This window comes from Curtobacterium sp. MCPF17_003 (assembly GCF_003224385.1).
GTDB classification, from domain to species: Bacteria; Actinomycetota; Actinomycetes; order Actinomycetales; family Microbacteriaceae; genus Curtobacterium; species Curtobacterium flaccumfaciens.
Genome location: NZ_QKLC01000018.1, coordinates 48,215 through 62,625, shown reverse-complemented (window position 1 = coordinate 62,625; position 14,411 = coordinate 48,215). Strand labels below are relative to the sequence as shown.

17 protein-coding genes and 1 riboswitch are annotated in these 14,411 nt (G+C 72.7%); of the genes, 8 read left to right on the top strand and 9 right to left on the bottom strand.

What is annotated here, in order from left to right; genetic code table 11:
- Nucleotides 1-119 precede the first annotated feature (119 nt).
- A riboswitch (TPP riboswitch) is annotated at nt 120-215 on the top strand.
- The 3 genes from thiM (at nt 204) to thiD (ending at nt 3,330) form a co-directional block, all read left to right on the top strand.
- Nucleotides 204-1,070, top strand: a complete 867-nt coding sequence (gene thiM / locus DEJ30_RS15380) for a hydroxyethylthiazole kinase (protein ID WP_181420169.1) — start codon at nt 204-206, stop codon at nt 1,068-1,070. (Overlaps the previous riboswitch by 12 nt.)
- Nucleotides 1,067-1,816: a thiamine phosphate synthase gene (gene thiE / locus DEJ30_RS15375; RefSeq protein WP_110862571.1), complete on the top strand. Its 750-nt coding sequence runs from the start codon at nt 1,067-1,069 to the stop codon at nt 1,814-1,816. Before thiM ends, thiE begins: the two co-directional genes overlap by 4 nt.
- A complete protein-coding gene (thiD, locus tag DEJ30_RS15370) occupies nt 1,813-3,330 on the top strand; it encodes a bifunctional hydroxymethylpyrimidine kinase/phosphomethylpyrimidine kinase (RefSeq protein WP_110862570.1) in 1,518 nt (505 codons plus the stop codon). The genes thiE and thiD overlap by 4 nt, the downstream gene beginning before the upstream one ends.
- 60 nt (nt 3,331-3,390) lie before the next feature.
- Here the strand turns inward: thiD and DEJ30_RS15365 are convergent, their stop codons facing one another.
- The 4 genes from DEJ30_RS15365 to DEJ30_RS15350 form a co-directional block, all read right to left on the bottom strand.
- On the bottom strand, nt 3,391-3,900 hold the full coding sequence (locus DEJ30_RS15365; protein WP_110862569.1) for a metallophosphoesterase: 510 nt from the start codon (nt 3,898-3,900) through the stop codon (nt 3,391-3,393).
- Nucleotides 3,897-4,367 carry a MarR family winged helix-turn-helix transcriptional regulator gene (locus tag DEJ30_RS15360; RefSeq protein WP_110862568.1) on the bottom strand — a complete coding sequence of 157 codons (471 nt, stop codon included), beginning with the start codon at nt 4,365-4,367 and terminating at the stop codon, nt 3,897-3,899. The genes DEJ30_RS15365 and DEJ30_RS15360 overlap by 4 nt, the downstream gene beginning before the upstream one ends.
- An 83-nt stretch (nt 4,368-4,450) precedes the next feature.
- On the bottom strand, nt 4,451-4,912 hold the full coding sequence (locus tag DEJ30_RS15355; RefSeq protein ID WP_110862567.1) for a VOC family protein: 462 nt from the start codon (nt 4,910-4,912) through the stop codon (nt 4,451-4,453).
- A 22-nt stretch (nt 4,913-4,934) separates the two neighbouring features.
- Nucleotides 4,935-5,231 (bottom strand): GNAT family N-acetyltransferase, encoded by a 297-nt coding sequence (locus tag DEJ30_RS15350; protein WP_110862566.1) that lies wholly within the window; start codon nt 5,229-5,231, stop codon nt 4,935-4,937.
- A gap of 77 nt (nt 5,232-5,308) precedes the next feature.
- On the opposite strand from DEJ30_RS15350, the gene DEJ30_RS15345 reads away from it, so the two are divergent.
- Nucleotides 5,309-5,944, top strand: coding sequence for an NADPH-dependent F420 reductase (locus DEJ30_RS15345; RefSeq protein ID WP_110862565.1), 636 nt, complete (start codon nt 5,309-5,311; stop codon nt 5,942-5,944).
- Between the two features lie 126 nt (nt 5,945-6,070).
- Here DEJ30_RS15345 and DEJ30_RS15340 read toward each other — a convergent pair whose 3' ends face one another.
- Entirely contained in the window at nt 6,071-7,039 is a 969-nt protein-coding gene (locus tag DEJ30_RS15340) for an aldo/keto reductase (RefSeq protein ID WP_110862564.1), read from the bottom strand.
- A 112-nt stretch (nt 7,040-7,151) separates the two neighbouring features.
- Between DEJ30_RS15340 and DEJ30_RS15335 the strand changes: the two genes are divergently transcribed.
- Nucleotides 7,152-8,348 (top strand): hypothetical protein, encoded by a 1,197-nt coding sequence (locus DEJ30_RS15335; protein WP_146238616.1) that lies wholly within the window; start codon nt 7,152-7,154, stop codon nt 8,346-8,348.
- Between the two features lie 210 nt (nt 8,349-8,558).
- On the opposite strand, the gene DEJ30_RS15330 is transcribed toward DEJ30_RS15335, so the two are convergent.
- The gene (locus DEJ30_RS15330; protein ID WP_017886578.1) at nt 8,559-9,416 is read right to left on the bottom strand and encodes a LysR substrate-binding domain-containing protein; all 858 of its coding nucleotides are present in this window, start codon (nt 9,414-9,416) and stop codon (nt 8,559-8,561) included.
- Between the two features lie 147 nt (nt 9,417-9,563).
- Between DEJ30_RS15330 and DEJ30_RS15325 the strand changes: the two genes are divergently transcribed.
- Nucleotides 9,564-10,886, top strand: a complete 1,323-nt coding sequence (locus DEJ30_RS15325) for an MFS transporter (protein WP_110862562.1) — start codon at nt 9,564-9,566, stop codon at nt 10,884-10,886.
- A 177-nt stretch (nt 10,887-11,063) separates the two neighbouring features.
- On the opposite strand, the gene DEJ30_RS15320 is transcribed toward DEJ30_RS15325, so the two are convergent.
- Nucleotides 11,064-11,711 (bottom strand): NAD(P)-dependent oxidoreductase, encoded by a 648-nt coding sequence (locus tag DEJ30_RS15320; RefSeq protein ID WP_110862561.1) that lies wholly within the window; start codon nt 11,709-11,711, stop codon nt 11,064-11,066.
- A 106-nt stretch (nt 11,712-11,817) separates the two neighbouring features.
- On the opposite strand from DEJ30_RS15320, the gene DEJ30_RS15315 reads away from it, so the two are divergent.
- Together DEJ30_RS15315 and DEJ30_RS15310 are read left to right on the top strand one after the other, a co-directional pair.
- Nucleotides 11,818-12,180: a helix-turn-helix domain-containing protein gene (locus tag DEJ30_RS15315; RefSeq protein WP_110862560.1), complete on the top strand. Its 363-nt coding sequence runs from the start codon at nt 11,818-11,820 to the stop codon at nt 12,178-12,180.
- A 49-nt stretch (nt 12,181-12,229) separates the two neighbouring features.
- Nucleotides 12,230-13,261, top strand: a complete 1,032-nt coding sequence (locus tag DEJ30_RS15310) for an NADPH:quinone reductase (protein ID WP_110862559.1) — start codon at nt 12,230-12,232, stop codon at nt 13,259-13,261.
- A 91-nt stretch (nt 13,262-13,352) separates the two neighbouring features.
- Here the strand turns inward: DEJ30_RS15310 and DEJ30_RS15305 are convergent, their stop codons facing one another.
- Entirely contained in the window at nt 13,353-13,538 is a 186-nt protein-coding gene (locus DEJ30_RS15305; RefSeq protein WP_027465208.1) for a hypothetical protein, read from the bottom strand.
- 41 nt (nt 13,539-13,579) lie between these two features.
- Nucleotides 13,580-14,389 carry a GAF domain-containing protein gene (locus DEJ30_RS15300; RefSeq protein WP_111236062.1) on the bottom strand — a complete coding sequence of 270 codons (810 nt, stop codon included), beginning with the start codon at nt 14,387-14,389 and terminating at the stop codon, nt 13,580-13,582.
- Between the last annotated feature and the right edge of the window lie 22 nt (nt 14,390-14,411).

Here is a 14,411-nt window from a genome sequence, read left to right as displayed (position 1 = left end):
AGATGTGTATAAGAGACAGGGTGGGGGCCCGGGGGGCGTTGCATCTGGCACGGTCCAACCCTGGCACACGGTGCCCGGAGCGGGCCTCGAAGTGGTCACCGGGCGTCGTGTACGGTGTCGCTCGAGACACGGGGTGCCGCATCCAGCGGCTGAGATCACACCCGTCGAACCTGCTCGAGCTCGTACTCGCGAAGGGATCGTCCATGGAAACCGCTGCGCCCTCCCCTGCCTGGGCCCACCGAACCGCCGAACTGCTCGAGGCCGTGCGTGCCCGGGCCCCGCTGGTGCAGTGCATCACGAACACCGTCGTGCAGAACGTCACGGCGAACGTGCTGCTCGCGCTCGGGGCCTCGCCCGCGATGGTCGACGTGGCGACCGAGGCGGGGCCGTTCGCCCGCGTCGCGGACGCCCTGCTGGTGAACACCGGCACCCCGCACGCCGAACCGCGGGTCGCCGCGCTCGAGGCCGTGCACGCCGCCCGTGACGCGGGCACCCCGTGGGTCCTGGACCCGGTGGCCGTCGGCTCGCTGCCGGTGCGGACCGCCCTGGCGCGTGACCTGCTCGCGCTGCGCCCGACGGTGCTGCGGGGCAACGCCTCCGAGGTGCTCGCCCTGCTCGGCGACTCGGCCGGTGGCCGCGGGGTCGACAGCACCGTGGGCACGGAGGACGCTCGGGTCGCGTCGGTCGCTGCTTCGGACGGGAGGCTCGTGGCCGCGGTGGCCGTGTCGGGTGCGGTCGACCTGCTGGTCGCGCCCGGCATCGGTGTGGTCCGGGTCGCGAACGGCACCGACCTGCTGACGCGGATCACCGGAGGCGGGTGCGCGCTCGGCGCGGTCGTCGCCGCGTTCACGTCGGTCGCGCCGGAGGACGCGGGGGCCGCTGCCGTCGCCGCCACCGCGGTGCACACGATCGCCGCCGAGCTCGCGGCACGGGAGGCCGGCGGACCGGGGACCTTCCAGCCGCTGTTCCTCGACCGGCTGGCGTCGCTGACGCCGGAGGACGTCGTCCGCGAGGCCCGGATCACCCTCGAGGCCGCTCCCGCGGTCGACGCCCGGGCGGTGTCGGCGTGAGCGGGCTGCAGTCTGCGGGGTTCGGCGTCTACCTGGTGACCGACGGTGCCCTGGCCGACCGGCACGGCATCGGGGTGCTCGGGGTCGTCCGCGCCGCAGTGCACGCCGGGGTCCGGATCGTGCAGGTGCGGGACAAGGACGCCTCCGCGCGTGACCTGCTCGCCCTGACCGCCGCGGTCGCCGACGCCGTCGGGGAGCGCGCGAGGGTGGTGGTCGACGACCGGCTCGACGTCGCCCTCGCCGCACGGCACGCGGGACACCGGGTCGCGGGCGTGCACCTCGGCCAGTCCGACGTCCCCGTCACGGCCGCTCGCGCCCTGCTCGGAGCGGACGCCCACGTGGGCCTCACGGCGAACACGCTCGCGCACCTGGCTGCCGTCGAGCGACTCCCCCGCGGCACCGTGGACCTGCTCGGCGTCGGGGTCGTGCACCCCACGGCGACGAAGGCCGACCACCCGCCGGCCCTCGGCCACGACGGGTTCGCCCGGTTGGCCGCCGCCACCGACCTGCCGTGCGTGGCGATCGGCGGGGTGACCCTCGACGACGTCGTGCCGCTCCGGGCAGCCGGTGCCGCGGGCGTCGCGATCGTGTCGGGCATCTGCGCCGCGGCCGACCCCGGGTCCGCCGCGGCGGCGTACGTGGCCGCGTGGGGCCGTGGGCCCGGCCACGGGGCGGAGGCCGGACGATCCGGTGACCTTGATCCACGCCTCCAGGCCGACGCCACGCACCACGGGGCGGACGCATGAGCGTCCCACGGGTGCTGAGCATCGCCGGGACCGACCCGACGGGCGGGGCCGGGATGCAGGCGGACCTCAAGGCGATCGCCGCGCACGACGGGTACGGGATGGGGGTCGTGACGGCGCTCGTCGCGCAGAACACGCACGGGGTGCGGTCGGTGCACCTGCCGGACGTCGGGTTCCTGCGGGAGCAGCTCGACGCGGTGTCGGACGACGTCGTGGTCGACGCGGTGAAGATCGGGATGCTCGGCACCGCCGACGTCGTGCGGGTCGTGACGGACTGGCTGCGGGAGCACCAGCCGCCGGTGGTCGTCGTCGACCCGGTGATGGTGGCGACGAGCGGGGACCGGCTGCTCGACGAGGACGCGGCGTCGGCCATGGGGGCGCTGTTCGCGCTCGCCGACCTGGTGACGCCGAACCGGGCCGAGCTCGTGGTGCTGGCGGAGCTCGCCGGCGCGGGTGCGGCTGGTTCCGGTGCGCCGTCGTCGGCTTCGTCGTCGTCGGCTTCGTCGCTGGATGCCGCGCGTGCCGTGGCGGCGCGGTGGGACGTCCTGGTGCTGGCGAAGGGCGGCCACGACGAAGGGCCGACCTCCGATGACGTGCTCGTGGCACCGGACGGAACCGTGCGGGTGTTCACCGGTCCCCGCGTCGCGACGACGAACACGCACGGCACCGGGTGCTCCCTGTCGAGTGCGATCGCGACGCTCGCCGCGCGGCACGGCGACTGGGAACTCGCGGTCGGGGTGGCGAAGGAGTGGCTGACGGCGGCGCTGCGCGGGGCCGACGCGCTGTCGGTCGGGAGCGGCAACGGCCCGGTCGACCACGGAGCGCAGGCGCGGGCAGCCCTGCCGGCGCTGTCGTACACGGACGTGTGGTGGACGGATGCGGCATCGGTGCTGCAGGAGACCATCGACTGCGCGTTCCTGGTGGGGCTCGGGGACGGGACGCTCGAGCCGGAGGTCTTCGCGGGCTACCTGGCGCAGGACGTCCACTACCTGCGGGCGTACGAGCGGCACCTGGCGGCGCTCGGGGTTGGTGCCCCCGGTGCCGGTTCGGGCGATGGTGCCGGCGGTGCTGCTGCGTTCTGGGCGGCGGCTGCGCAGGGGTGCGCCGACGAGGCGCGCGACCTGCACCACCGTCGGCTGGCCGGCTCGCACGCCGACGATCCCGTGCACCCCACGTGCGCCGGGTACCTCGCACACCTGCAGGAGGCCGCCGACTCCGGCTCCCCGGCGGTGCTCGCCGCCGCGGTGCTGCCCTGCTTCCGGGTCTACGCCTGGGTCGGGTCGCAGCTCGGGGTCGCGCCGGACGGGCATGCCTTCGCCGACTGGATCACGGCGTACGGGGACCCGGGGTTCGCGGCGTCGAGTGCCGAGGCGACCCGGCTCGTCGAGGAGGTGGCCCGTGCGGCGACACCCGACGAGCGAGGGCGGATGGCGCGGGCGTTCCGACGTTCGGTGGAGTGGGAGCTCGCGTTCTTCCGGATGCCGACGGAGGCACGCGGCGCCCGAGTCTCGCGCTGAGGGACGGTTCTCGGGTCGGCACGCCCGGGAACTGTCCTCCGGGCCGAGTCTCGGCGGGGATCAGCGGGCGACCGGCGGCAGCCGGACCAGTTCGACGGACAGCTCGGCACCGCTGACCGTGCCGCGCATCCACGTGTGGTCGGGCTGACGACGGCGGTCGGTCGGCGAACCGGGGTTCAGCAGGCGCATCCCCGACGGCGCCACGGTGTCCCACGGGATGTGCGAGTGGCCGAAGACGAGCACGTCGGTGTCCGGGTACTCGGCGTCCATCCGCCGCTCCCGACCGGTCGACGCCCCGGTCTCGTGCACCAGGGCGAAGCGCAGGTCCTCGACGCCGAACCGGGCGACGAGCGGCAGCCGGTCGTCGAACTCCGCACCGTCGTTGTTGCCCCGCACGCCCTCGAAGCGGCTGGACCGCGCCTGCACGGCGTCGAGGGTGGCCAGGTCGACCCAGTCCCCCGCGTGCACCACGAGGTCGGCGGCGTCGATGTCGGCCCACAGCCCGGGCGGCAGGTCCTTCGCGCGCTTGGGCAGGTGCGTGTCGGACAGCAGGACGAACGACGTCGTCACGACTCGGTGGGTGCCGGCATCGGGAGCCCGGCCTCGTCCGAGGCGCCGAGGCGCTCCAGCAGCCCGGCGAGCAGTGCGATGTCGTCGTCGGACCAGTCGGCGAGCCGTTCGTCGAGCGCGTCGCGGTGCAGCTGCACCGACCGCTCGAGCGCTGCGCGGCCGGCGTCGGTCGCCTCGAGCGGCTTCGCGTTCCCGCTGCCACCGTCGGTCGTCCGTACCAGCCCGGTCGCGAGGAGCCCGGACAGCTGCCGCGAGATCGTGGAGCGGTTCAGCCGCAGGTAGCGGGCGATGTCGATGGCCATGCAGCCCGGGTGCTGGACGACGAAGTCGACGAGGGACTGGTCGACGACGCTCAGGACCTGATCCGAGCCACGGGCACGGATGCTCGCCCGACGGGTGATGCGGGCGAGCTCGGTGTACGCCCGGCTGATGTCGCTGTTCCGGACCTTGGAGCTCGGGTGGTCCATGATGGCTCCAGCCTGTCTGCGCCGGCGCCGGCCGGCGGTCTTCTCGTCCCGTCACCATACCGGCGGGTACGCCTGGTTTGGGGTCAGCGGGCCGCTGCCGCTGCCCGGAGCGCGGGGATGTCGAGCTTGATCATCTGCATCATGGCTTCGAAGACCCGGGCGTTGGCCTCCGGGTCGCCCGATCCGCTCATCAGCTCCCCCAGCATCGACGGGGTCACCTGCCACGCCAGACCCCAGCGGTCGGTCAACCACCCGCACGCCATCGGGCTCCCGCCGTCGGCGAGCAGCGCGTCCCACAGGCGGTCGAGCTCGTCCTGCGTGTCCACGTCGATCTGGAACGACACCGCGTCGGTGTGCGGGTGGCCGGGGCCACCGTTCATCGCGCGGTAGGGCTTGCCGAGCAGCGTGAACTCGACGACGAGGGCGCGGCCGTCGGGCATCCGGCTGACGCTGTCGACGCGGCTGTCGGGGAACAGTCCCACGTAGTACTCGGCCGCCTGCTCGGCCTGGTCGTCGTACCACAGGAACGGGGTGATGGTGGGCACGGGGAGCCCCTTCGTTCGGCGCTCAGTCCGCGGCGCTGCGGCTGAGCAGGTCGGCTTTCTCGGGATGCTCGTCGAACCACTTCCCGACGAACCAGCACATCGGCACGATGCGCTTCGTGGTCGACGACTCGACATCGGCGACGGCGTACTCGACGAGTTCGGCCGCGTAGCCGTGGCCGCGGTGCTTCGGGACCGTGTAGGTGTGCGGGAACGCCACCGCGTCACCGTTCACCCGGTAGTCGAGCACGCTCACGAGCTCGCCGCCGACGTACATCGCGTAGCGGTCCTGGTCGGTCTCGTCGCGGAACTCGTGGTCCATGCCCGCCATCATGCTCCCGGAAGGGCGTTCGTGCCGCCCGGGGAATGCACGACGTCGGGCAGCGTTGCAGGGACACCATGACAACCATCGGAATCATCGGCGCCGGCAACATCGGATCCCAGCTCGCACGACTCGCGGTACGGAACGGCCACCAGGTCGTCATCGCGAACTCCCGCGGCCCGGAGACCCTGACCGACCTGGTCACGGAACTCGGCGACGGCGCACGCGCAGCGACCCGCGACGAGGCAGCCGCAGCGGGCGAGATCGTCGTCGTGACGGTGCCGCTCGCCGCGATCGAGACGATCCCCGTCGAACCGCTCGTCGGCAAGGTCGTCATCGACACGAACAACTACTACTGGGAGCGCGACGGCCACATCGCCGCCCTCGACGACCAGTCCACGACCACCGCGGAGCTGCTGCAGGACCACCTGCCCGGCGCCCGCGTCGTGAAGGCGTTCAACCACATCGGCGCCGACGATCTGACCGGCCACGCGACGCCCGCCGGCACCCCGGACCGTCGAGCCCTCGTCATCGCCGGCGACGACGTCTCCGCCAAGCAGACCGTCTCCGAGCTCATCGACGCGTTCGGCTTCGACGTCGTCGACGCCGGGCCGCTCGCCGAGGGCTGGCGCATCCAGCGGGACACCCCCGGCTATGGCCCGCGGATGACCGCCGCCGAACTGCGCGACGCCCTGGCCGCAGCGACGCGCTAGTCCGCCGCGCCGCGCAGCACCGGCACCCACCGCTGCTGTTTCGCGCTGAGCGACACCTCTCGGGCTCCGCAGCCCGTGACCTGTCGCTCAGCGCGAAACGAGCCAGGGCGAAACGAGCGCGCCCGCTCAGGCCCGGTCGAAGATCGCCGTCATGTCGGCGATGTCGTCCTCGGTCGGCGCCCATGTCGTGCCCGCCGCGACGTTCTGCGTGATCTGCTCCGGCTTCGTCGCCCCCGCGATGACGCTCGACAGCCCCGGCTGTGCCAGGAGCCACGCGAACGTCGCCTGCAGCATCGTCACGCCCCGGTCGTCGCAGAACCGCTGGTAGTCGTCGAGCACGTCCCACGGGGCGTCCTCGAGCACCTGCGGCTTCGAGGTCGTCAGCCGCCCGTCGGCCGGGCCGCCCGCCTTCGTGTACTTGCCGGTGAGCAGCCCGTTGTAGAGCGGGAAGAACGGCAGGAACCCGAGAGCGTACGCCCGCACGGCCGGCAGGACCTCGGCCTCGGCATCCCGGGCGAGCGGGCTGTACTCGTTCTGCGCGGACACGAACGCGGTGGTGCCGGCGATCGACGCCGTGAGCTCGGCCTCGGCGATCTGCCACCCCGCGAAGTTCGAGTGGCCGACGTACCGGATCTTGCCCTCGCGCACCAGGTCGTCGAGCACCGACAGGGTCTCCTCGATCGGTGTCACGTCGTCGGGCCGGTGCATCTGGTACAGGTCGATCCAGTCCGTACCGAGACGCCGGAGCGACGACTCGACCGCGAGCCGCACGTACCGGCGGGACCCGCGGACGCCCCAGTCCGGGCCGTCCGCGCCCTGCATGTCCATGCCGAACTTCGTGGCGAGGACGATCTCGTCGCGGCGGCCGCGGATCGAGCGTCCGAGCATCTCCTCGGACATGCCCGGCACGCCGCCGTAGATGTCGGCGGTGTCGAAGAGCGTCACCCCGGCGTCCAGGGCCGCGGCGACGACGGCGTCGGTGCCCTCCTGCGACTCGGACGCGGTTCCCCGCCGCCCGAAGTTGTTGCAGCCGAGGCCGACGGTGGAGACGACGAGCCCCGAGGGGCCCAGGGGACGGTGTTCGATTCCGGTCATCACCCGACCGTACCGGCGACCCCGAACTGGGGCTGCGATCCACCCAGCGGTTGCCGCTACAACTGAGCATGGATCAGTCGACGGAAGGAGCGCCGCAGTGGCAGCGCATCGCATGCCCGAATCGGACCGGCCCCGTCGGCCCGTACCGGCCTGGGTGACCGCGCCGCCCGTCGACGAGGTCGCGCCCGAGCGGGTCGCCGCCGTCGGTCACGTGAACGCCTCCGACCGGGAGGCCCGCCCCACCCCCGCCTCGTCACGCGCCGCCCACGCGGCGCCGGTCCCACCGACCACGGTCACCCCGGCCGGGAACGTGCCCGCCGCGCACGCACCCGCGCACGCACCAGCCGCCGAGCCCGCGTCGATCGCCGCCCTGGTCGAGGCCGACGCCCCGGTGCCCGACTTCCCGCCGCAGCAGGAGCTGCTGCCCCCGGCCCCGACGTCGCCGAACGTGCACACCGTGCCGTTCGAGACCCCGGCGGTGCCGCCGTCGTCGGTCGTCCCCGCATCCGGGCTCGTGGTGCCGGTCTCCCCGGTCGCCGCCGCACCCGCCTCGGCGGACGCCACCCCGTCACCGGAGGCCTTCCCGGCACCGCCGCCCGCCGCGCCCGCGGTGCCCGTCGCCGGACAGCCCCGGTTCTCGGTGCCCGGCCTCGAGCACGTGGTCGTCGAGGGCACCGAACCCGAGCCCATCGGCCCGATCGGCTACCGGACACCCCGACGCTTCGCCCACCAGCAGGCCGCCGCACGGTCGGCCGCTCCCGCTCCCGCTCCCGCACCCGCACGGTCGTTCGACGCCGTCCTGCACGCGGCGCCGGCTGCTGCCGCTCCCGGCAGCCCCGCCGTCGCGACCCCGGACGCCCCGACGACCACGGCCGTGGTCGCACCCACCCCGGTGCCGCAGGGTGCTGGCGGGGGCGAGGCGGGCCTCCCGACCGAACTGCTCGACCAGCCCGTGGCCGCAGCCGCCGTGCCGGAGCCACGTCGTGCGCTCGGCGCGACCGCCGGTGCGGTGCTCGGTGCCGTCGCCGGGATCGCGACGATCGGTCTGGCGGCCTGGTGGTTCACCGCGCCCGCGACCGTGCACGGTGTCGGCGTGGTGCTCGGACTGCTCGCGCTGGTGCTCTCGATCGTGACGCTGCGCGACCGGACGGCCACGTGGCAGCGGCCGGTCGCGCTGCTCGGCGCCGTGCTCGGTGGTGTCGGCACGGTCGTGCTGCTGTGGGCGGTCGCGGCGGCGCTGCTGCCGCTCGCGGGGGTGACGCTGCCGGACGTCACCGACACCGGCACGACCCCGACGCTCGCCCCGTAGAGCAGCGAGCGCCGCGAGCGCTCAGACGCCGTCGTCTCGGCAGGACGCCGCGTCGACGTCGAGACGCCCTCGAAAGTCGCGGCGTCTTGACGGCTCGGCGGCGTCGAGACAACACGCCGGCGTCTCGCCGCACCACCAGCCCGAACACGCCGGCGTCTCGCCGCGCCCACCAGCCCGAATACGCCGGCGTCTCGCCGCCGATGCACGAGCTCAGACGGCGCGGACGACCCCGCGGGACAGGATCGCGTTCGTCAGCGCGTCGATCGGCTCCCGCTGCACCGTCGGGTTCGCGATGAGGACGTAGTCCACCGCCGGCAGGTCCGGCAGCCCGAGCCGCTGCGACACCTTCACCAGGTCCGCCGGGATCAGCGAGTGCGGGAACACCGCGACGCCGATGCCCGCGCGCACCGCGGCGAGCACCCCGTTGACGTCGCGGGTGTTGCAGGTGATCCGCCAGGTGCGGCCGGCGGCCTCGAGGGCGTCGATCGCCATCTGCCGGCTGATGCTCGGCGCCTGGTACGCGATGAGCGGGACGGGTTCGCCGGGTTCCAGGGCGATGCCGTCCTGTGCCATCCACACCATCTGGTCGGTGGCGACCCGGGTGCCCTCGGCGGACTCCCCCGCCGTCTGCTTGATGAACACCAGGTCGAGCTGTCCGGCGTGCACCCGGCGGAGCAGCGGTGACGACTGGTTCACCGTGAGCTCGAGGTTCACCTGCGGGTGCAGTCGTCGGAAGTCCCGCAGGATCCGCGGCAGCTGGGTGATGGCGAGGTCGTCCGCCGCCCCGAACCGCAGCCGTCCGCGGGTGGCCGCGCCGGAGAAGTAGGCGTCGGCGGTGGCGTGGGCCGCGAGGATCGTCCGCGCGAACCCGGCCATCGCGTCCCCGTTGTCGGTCAGGGCGACGCCGCGGGTGTCCCGGGCGACCAGGGTGCGCGCCACCGCGGTCTCCAGACGCCGGACGTGCTGCGACACCGTCGGCTGGCTGATGCCGAGCCGGGTGCCGGCCTGCGTGAAGCTGCCGGTCTCCGCCACGGCCAGGAACGTCTGCAACAGGACCGGATCGAGCACGGGTACCTCGTTCGTTCGCGCGGCCGTTCGCGGGGTCATTCGACATCGCAATGGAGTGATAGCCACCATACGGGTATCGAATGGGCCGGCGCCACGTAGTTTCGTTGGGGTACCAGATCCACACCGACGTCCGGAGAACCCCGCACCGTGAGCGCGTCACCGACGACCCTCCCCCCGCCCACCGAACCGCTCCCGATCCAGGCCACGCGACCCCCGTGGCGCCACACGCTCATCGCCCTGTCCGTGCCGAACTTCCGGCTGTTCACGGCGACGAACCTGGTGGCGATGACCGCTGGCTGGATGCAGCGCATCGCCCAGGACTGGCTCGTGCTGCAGCTGACCGGGTCGGTCGCGCAGGTCGGCATCACGGTCGCGTGCCAGTTCGCGCCGATGCTGCTGTTCGGGCTGCTCGGCGGCGTCCTGGTCGACCGGTTCTCGAAGCGCGCGCTCATGATGATCACGCAGGGAGCCTTCGCGGTGCTGTCCGCGCTGCTCGCCGTCCTGACGCTGGCCGGCGTCGTCGAGGCGTGGCACATCTGGGTGATCGCGTTCCTGGTCGGCATGGTCACCGTGATCGACAACCCGGCACGGCAGGTGTTCGTCACCGAGATCGTCGGGCACAAGCACCTGCGGAACGCCATCAGCGTGAACTCGTCGGTGTTCCAGCTGGGCGGCATGATCGGTCCGGCGCTGTCCGGGGCCCTGCTCGTCGCGGTCGGCGCCGGGTGGTCGTTCGGCGTGAACGCGATCGCCTGCGTCGCCGTCGTCGTGACGCTCGGGTTCCTCAAGGTCTCCGAACTCCACCGCACGCCCCCGGCTCCGCGTGGCAAGGGGCAGCTCGTGGAGGGCCTCCGCTACGCCGTGCACAAGCCGACGATCATCGTGCCGGTGATCCTCGTCGCGTTCTTCTCGGTGTTCGCACTGACGATGCCCGTGCTGCTGTCCGCCTTCGCGTCACAGGTGTACGACGTCGGTGCCGGCGGCTACGGGGTCTTCAACTCCGCGGTGGCGATCGGCGCCCTGGTCGGCGCGCTGCTGTCCACCCGCCGGGCCGTCGTCCGGCTCCGCACCATCGTCGGCGGGGTGTTCTGGACCGGCGTGCTGCTCGTCGTCTCGGGGTCGATCCCGGCGATCGCACCGTTCACCGTCGCGCTCGTGGCGGTGGGGATGTCGCAGCTGCTGTTCCAGACCGCGTCGAACTCGCTCGTGCAGCTGTCGTCGAACGTGGCGATCCGCGGCCGGGTGATGTCGCTCTACGTCCTGGTGCTGCTCGGTGGGCAGGCGATCGGCGGGCCCCTGATGGGACAGGTCGTCGACCACTTCGGTGCGCACGTGGGGATGATGGTCGCCGGTGGGGCGCCGGCAGCTGCCGCCGCGGTGATCGCGCTCGTGCTCGCCCGCCGGGGCGGCCTGCACCTGGCGGTGCGGATGCGCCACCACCTGCCGGTGCCGGCGATCGTCGCCCACTAGCGGGGGCCCTGGCGGTGACCACCCGCCGGCCTGGAGGCCCGTGGCGGCCCCGCTCCGCGCCTCCCGTCCGCCCGTTGGTCGCGTCGGGCAGTGCGCAAAACACCGGTGTTCACGCTCGACGCCGCGGGATCCCGCGGTGCGTTGTGTGAACACCGGTGTCCCGCGAGGGGCAGTGCCTCAGTAGGCGACGCCGAAACGCGTCTGGTGGTGCGCCGGGGTGACGATCTCGTCGACGAACGCGATCGCGTAGTCGGCGCCGGAGATGTCCGAGTTGCCCTCGGCGTCGGCGAGCAGGACCTCGTCCGAGGCGCGGTAGGTGCCGCGACGCTCGCCCGGGTTGTAGCCGCCGAATGCCGCGGCGGGGCTCACGTAGAACCAGTCGACCTGGGTGTCCGAGGCGCGCAGGGCGTCGAGGATCTGCGCGTGGCTCTTCGCCTCGCCCTTGAAGGCGTCCGGGAAGCCGTCGGTGTCGAAGAGGCGGGGGCCGTCCTCGGACACGCGCATCGAACCGGCACCGCCGACGATGCCGAGACGCGCACCCGCTGCGGCGGCGGCGTCGACGAAGTGCTGGAACTTGTCCTTCAGCTCGCTGCCGTCCGCCTGCACGGCGTGGAGCGAGACGATGACGACGTCGGCACCCTTCGTGACCTCCGACACGAAGTCGGCGTCGAACGCGTCACCCTGCGCCAGGGTCAGGCCCTCGGCCGGCTCGAGCTTGCTCGTGTCGCGGGCGACCGCGGTGACGGTGATGCCGCGGGAGAGTGCCTCGTGGGTGATGGCGGAGCCGGCGTAGCCGGTGCCTCCGAAGACGACGATGTTGGTCATGGTGTTCCCTTCGTGGACGTCACGCGTCGGTGACGTTGACAGTCACCGTACAAGAGTTACTCTCTTTGAGTAAGTAGGCACCTAGCGGTGCGTTGCGGAGGACACCATGTCAGCACTCGAGTACAGCCCCTACGCGGCGGACTGCCCCAGTCGGCAGCTGCTCGACCGGATCGGCGACCGGTGGAGCGTGCTGACGATCGGCGCCCTCGCCGACGGTCCCGCACGGTACTCGGCGGTGGCGGCCCGGGTGCAGGGGGTCTCGCAGAAGATGCTCACCCAGACGCTGCGGGCGCTCGAACGTGACGGCATGGTGACGCGGACGGTGTTCCCCGAGATCCCGCCGCACGTGGAGTACAAACTGACCGAGCTCGGGCGGTCGCTGCGCACGGTGCTCGTGCCGCTGGAGGACTGGGCCACCTCGCACATGCCCGACGTCGCCGAGGCGCGCGAGGGGTACGAGGCGCGCTGAGCACCCCGCACTCGGAATCCCCGACGGCGACGAGTGGTTGCCTGGGGACATGCGATCGATCGTCTACACGAAGCCCGGTGCCAGTAGCGTCCTCGAACTCGTCGAGCGGGAGATCCCGGAGCCCGGTGCCGGTGAGGTCCGCGTCCGCGTCGTCGTCTCCGGCGTCAACCCGACCGACTGGAAGGCCCGCGCCGGCGGCACCTACGGGGACGGGTTGCCGTTCCCCGAGATCACGCCGAACCAGGACGGCGCAGGCGTCGTCGACGCCGTCGGTCCCGGAGTCGAACGGCTCACCGTCGGCGACCGCGTCTGGCTGTTCATGGCGGCGGCGTCACGGCCGACCGGCACCGCGCAGGAGTACACGGTCGTGCCCGAGTCGCGCGTGGTCCCGCTGCCCGATGGCGTCTCGTTCGACGTCGGCGCCTCGCTCGGCGTCCCCGCGATGACGGCGCACCGGGCCCTCACCACGCACGAGGACGGCCCCGCACGCCTGGGCCCCGGAGCCCTCGACGGCTTCACCGTGCTCGTCGCCGGCGGCGCCGGTGCCGTGGGGCACGCCGCGATCCAGCTCGCCCGCTGGGCCGGAGCGACGGTCATCACGACGATCAGCTCGGACGCGAAGGCGGCACTGGCGACTGCGGCCGGCGCCCACCACGTCGTGAACTACCGCGAAGAGGACGCCGCCGAGCGCATCCGGTCGATCGCGCCGGACGGTGTCGACATCGTCGTCGAGGTGTCGATCCCACAGAACGCCGCGCTGGTCGCCGACGTGCTGGCGAACCACGGCGTCGTGTCGATCTACGCGAACAACGGCGGTGACGAGGCGACCCTGCCGATCCGCCCGAACATGAGCGTGAACGCCCGCTACCAGTTCCTGCTGCTCTACACGATCGGCGACGAGGCACTGTCCGCGGCGGCCGAGGACCTCACCGAGGCGCTGCACGACGGCGTGCTGCCGGTCGGCGAGGACGCCGGTCTCCCGCTCACCCGGTTCGCGCTCGAGCAGACCGCCCAGGCGCACGACGCGGTCGAGCAGGACACGGTCGGCAAGGTGCTCATCGACGTGCCCGAGGCGCGGTAGCCGCGACAGCGGATCCGGCTCGGCCTCCGCAGACGACGAACGGCCCCCGCGCACGCGTGGGGGCCGTTCGTCGTGGACGATGCGGGAGGGGTCAGCGACCCAGACGCGCGGCGATGGCTGCGGTGACCCGGAGCCGGGCTGCAACGCGCTCGCGTTCGATGTTGGCGGCGATGACGTCGAGGTCTTCGTAGTCGGCGTCGGTGGTGGTGTCGTTCCAGTTCGGCGAGGAGATCCGGGCACGCCCGAACGACGGCGGAGCAGGGTTCACGGTCGTCATGGGGGCATCGTACGTCGAGCGTCCGACAGAGCGTGTGAGCATCACGGGCCTTTCCTTGGATTGCGGTCGCGCTCGGGGAACGAGTAGGTCAACGAGAACGCGACGGCCATGAACGACGCCATCATCGCAATGTTCTTGGCGTCGAGTTCGGTGAAGGCGTCGGGGACCGGGGAGTCGACGGTGAGCATGCCGAACGAGTACTGGTCGGACCGGATCACCACCGAGACGTACGAGGTGTACCGCGGTTCGAAGCCCGGCAGGTCCTGGTCGACGTCCACATCGGCGGAGCGGTCACCGACGATCCGGGGTGATCCCCCGACCAGCACCCACTCGAGGTTGCGGTCGCCGTAGGGCGTGCCCGCGCGGAAGACCCCGGCGGTGTCGCCGGCGCCACCGTGACCGATCGGCTCGAGCGCCCGCAGGTCGGTGGACAGCTGGTACACGTTCGCGCGGACGTCGGGCACCTTCGGCAGCAGGTAGAACGCCAGGGCCACGGCGACGCGGTCGGCGACGACCGAGAGTTCGCCGTGGCGATCGGACCGGGGCAGCTCGGTGAACCGGACGAGCCGGGTGGCGATCTGGCCGAACGCGTACCGGACCGCCGTCGACTGCTCGAGCTCTGCCGCGGTGGCGTTGTCCTCGGCCACCGACCGTGCGGCGTCGCTGCGCCGGGTCCGGACCACCTGCACCGTCACGGCGCCGACGAGCACGACGAGCCCGAACGCGACGAGCGACAGTCGGACCGCCGGCGTGACGAACAGGTTCGGCAGCTGGAACGCCGCGGTGGGCGCAGCGGCCACCACGATCGGCCACACAACCGTGCCGACCCGTCCTGAACGCTGTTGCCCCATGACCACGACGCTAGGTCACGCC

Coding starts and splice junctions, on each gene's coding strand:
- DEJ30_RS15305 (WP_027465208.1), bottom strand. CDS start 13,538: ATGACGACCGTGAACCCTGCTCCGCCGTCGTTCGGGCGTGCCCGGATC.
- DEJ30_RS15350 (WP_110862566.1), bottom strand. CDS start 5,231: ATGGACCACGAGTTCCGCGACGAGACCGACCAGGACCGCTACGCGATG.
- DEJ30_RS15340 (WP_110862564.1), bottom strand. CDS start 7,039: ATGACCGGAATCGAACACCGTCCCCTGGGCCCCTCGGGGCTCGTCGTC.
- DEJ30_RS15310 (WP_110862559.1), top strand. CDS start 12,230: ATGCGATCGATCGTCTACACGAAGCCCGGTGCCAGTAGCGTCCTCGAA.
- DEJ30_RS15315 (WP_110862560.1), top strand. CDS start 11,818: ATGTCAGCACTCGAGTACAGCCCCTACGCGGCGGACTGCCCCAGTCGG.
- DEJ30_RS15320 (WP_110862561.1), bottom strand. CDS start 11,711: ATGACCAACATCGTCGTCTTCGGAGGCACCGGCTACGCCGGCTCCGCC.
- thiM (WP_181420169.1), top strand. CDS start 204: ATGGAAACCGCTGCGCCCTCCCCTGCCTGGGCCCACCGAACCGCCGAA.
- DEJ30_RS15335 (WP_146238616.1), top strand. CDS start 7,152: ATGCCCGAATCGGACCGGCCCCGTCGGCCCGTACCGGCCTGGGTGACC.
- DEJ30_RS15345 (WP_110862565.1), top strand. CDS start 5,309: ATGACAACCATCGGAATCATCGGCGCCGGCAACATCGGATCCCAGCTC.
- DEJ30_RS15300 (WP_111236062.1), bottom strand. CDS start 14,389: ATGGGGCAACAGCGTTCAGGACGGGTCGGCACGGTTGTGTGGCCGATC.
- DEJ30_RS15360 (WP_110862568.1), bottom strand. CDS start 4,367: ATGGACCACCCGAGCTCCAAGGTCCGGAACAGCGACATCAGCCGGGCG.
- thiD (WP_110862570.1), top strand. CDS start 1,813: ATGAGCGTCCCACGGGTGCTGAGCATCGCCGGGACCGACCCGACGGGC.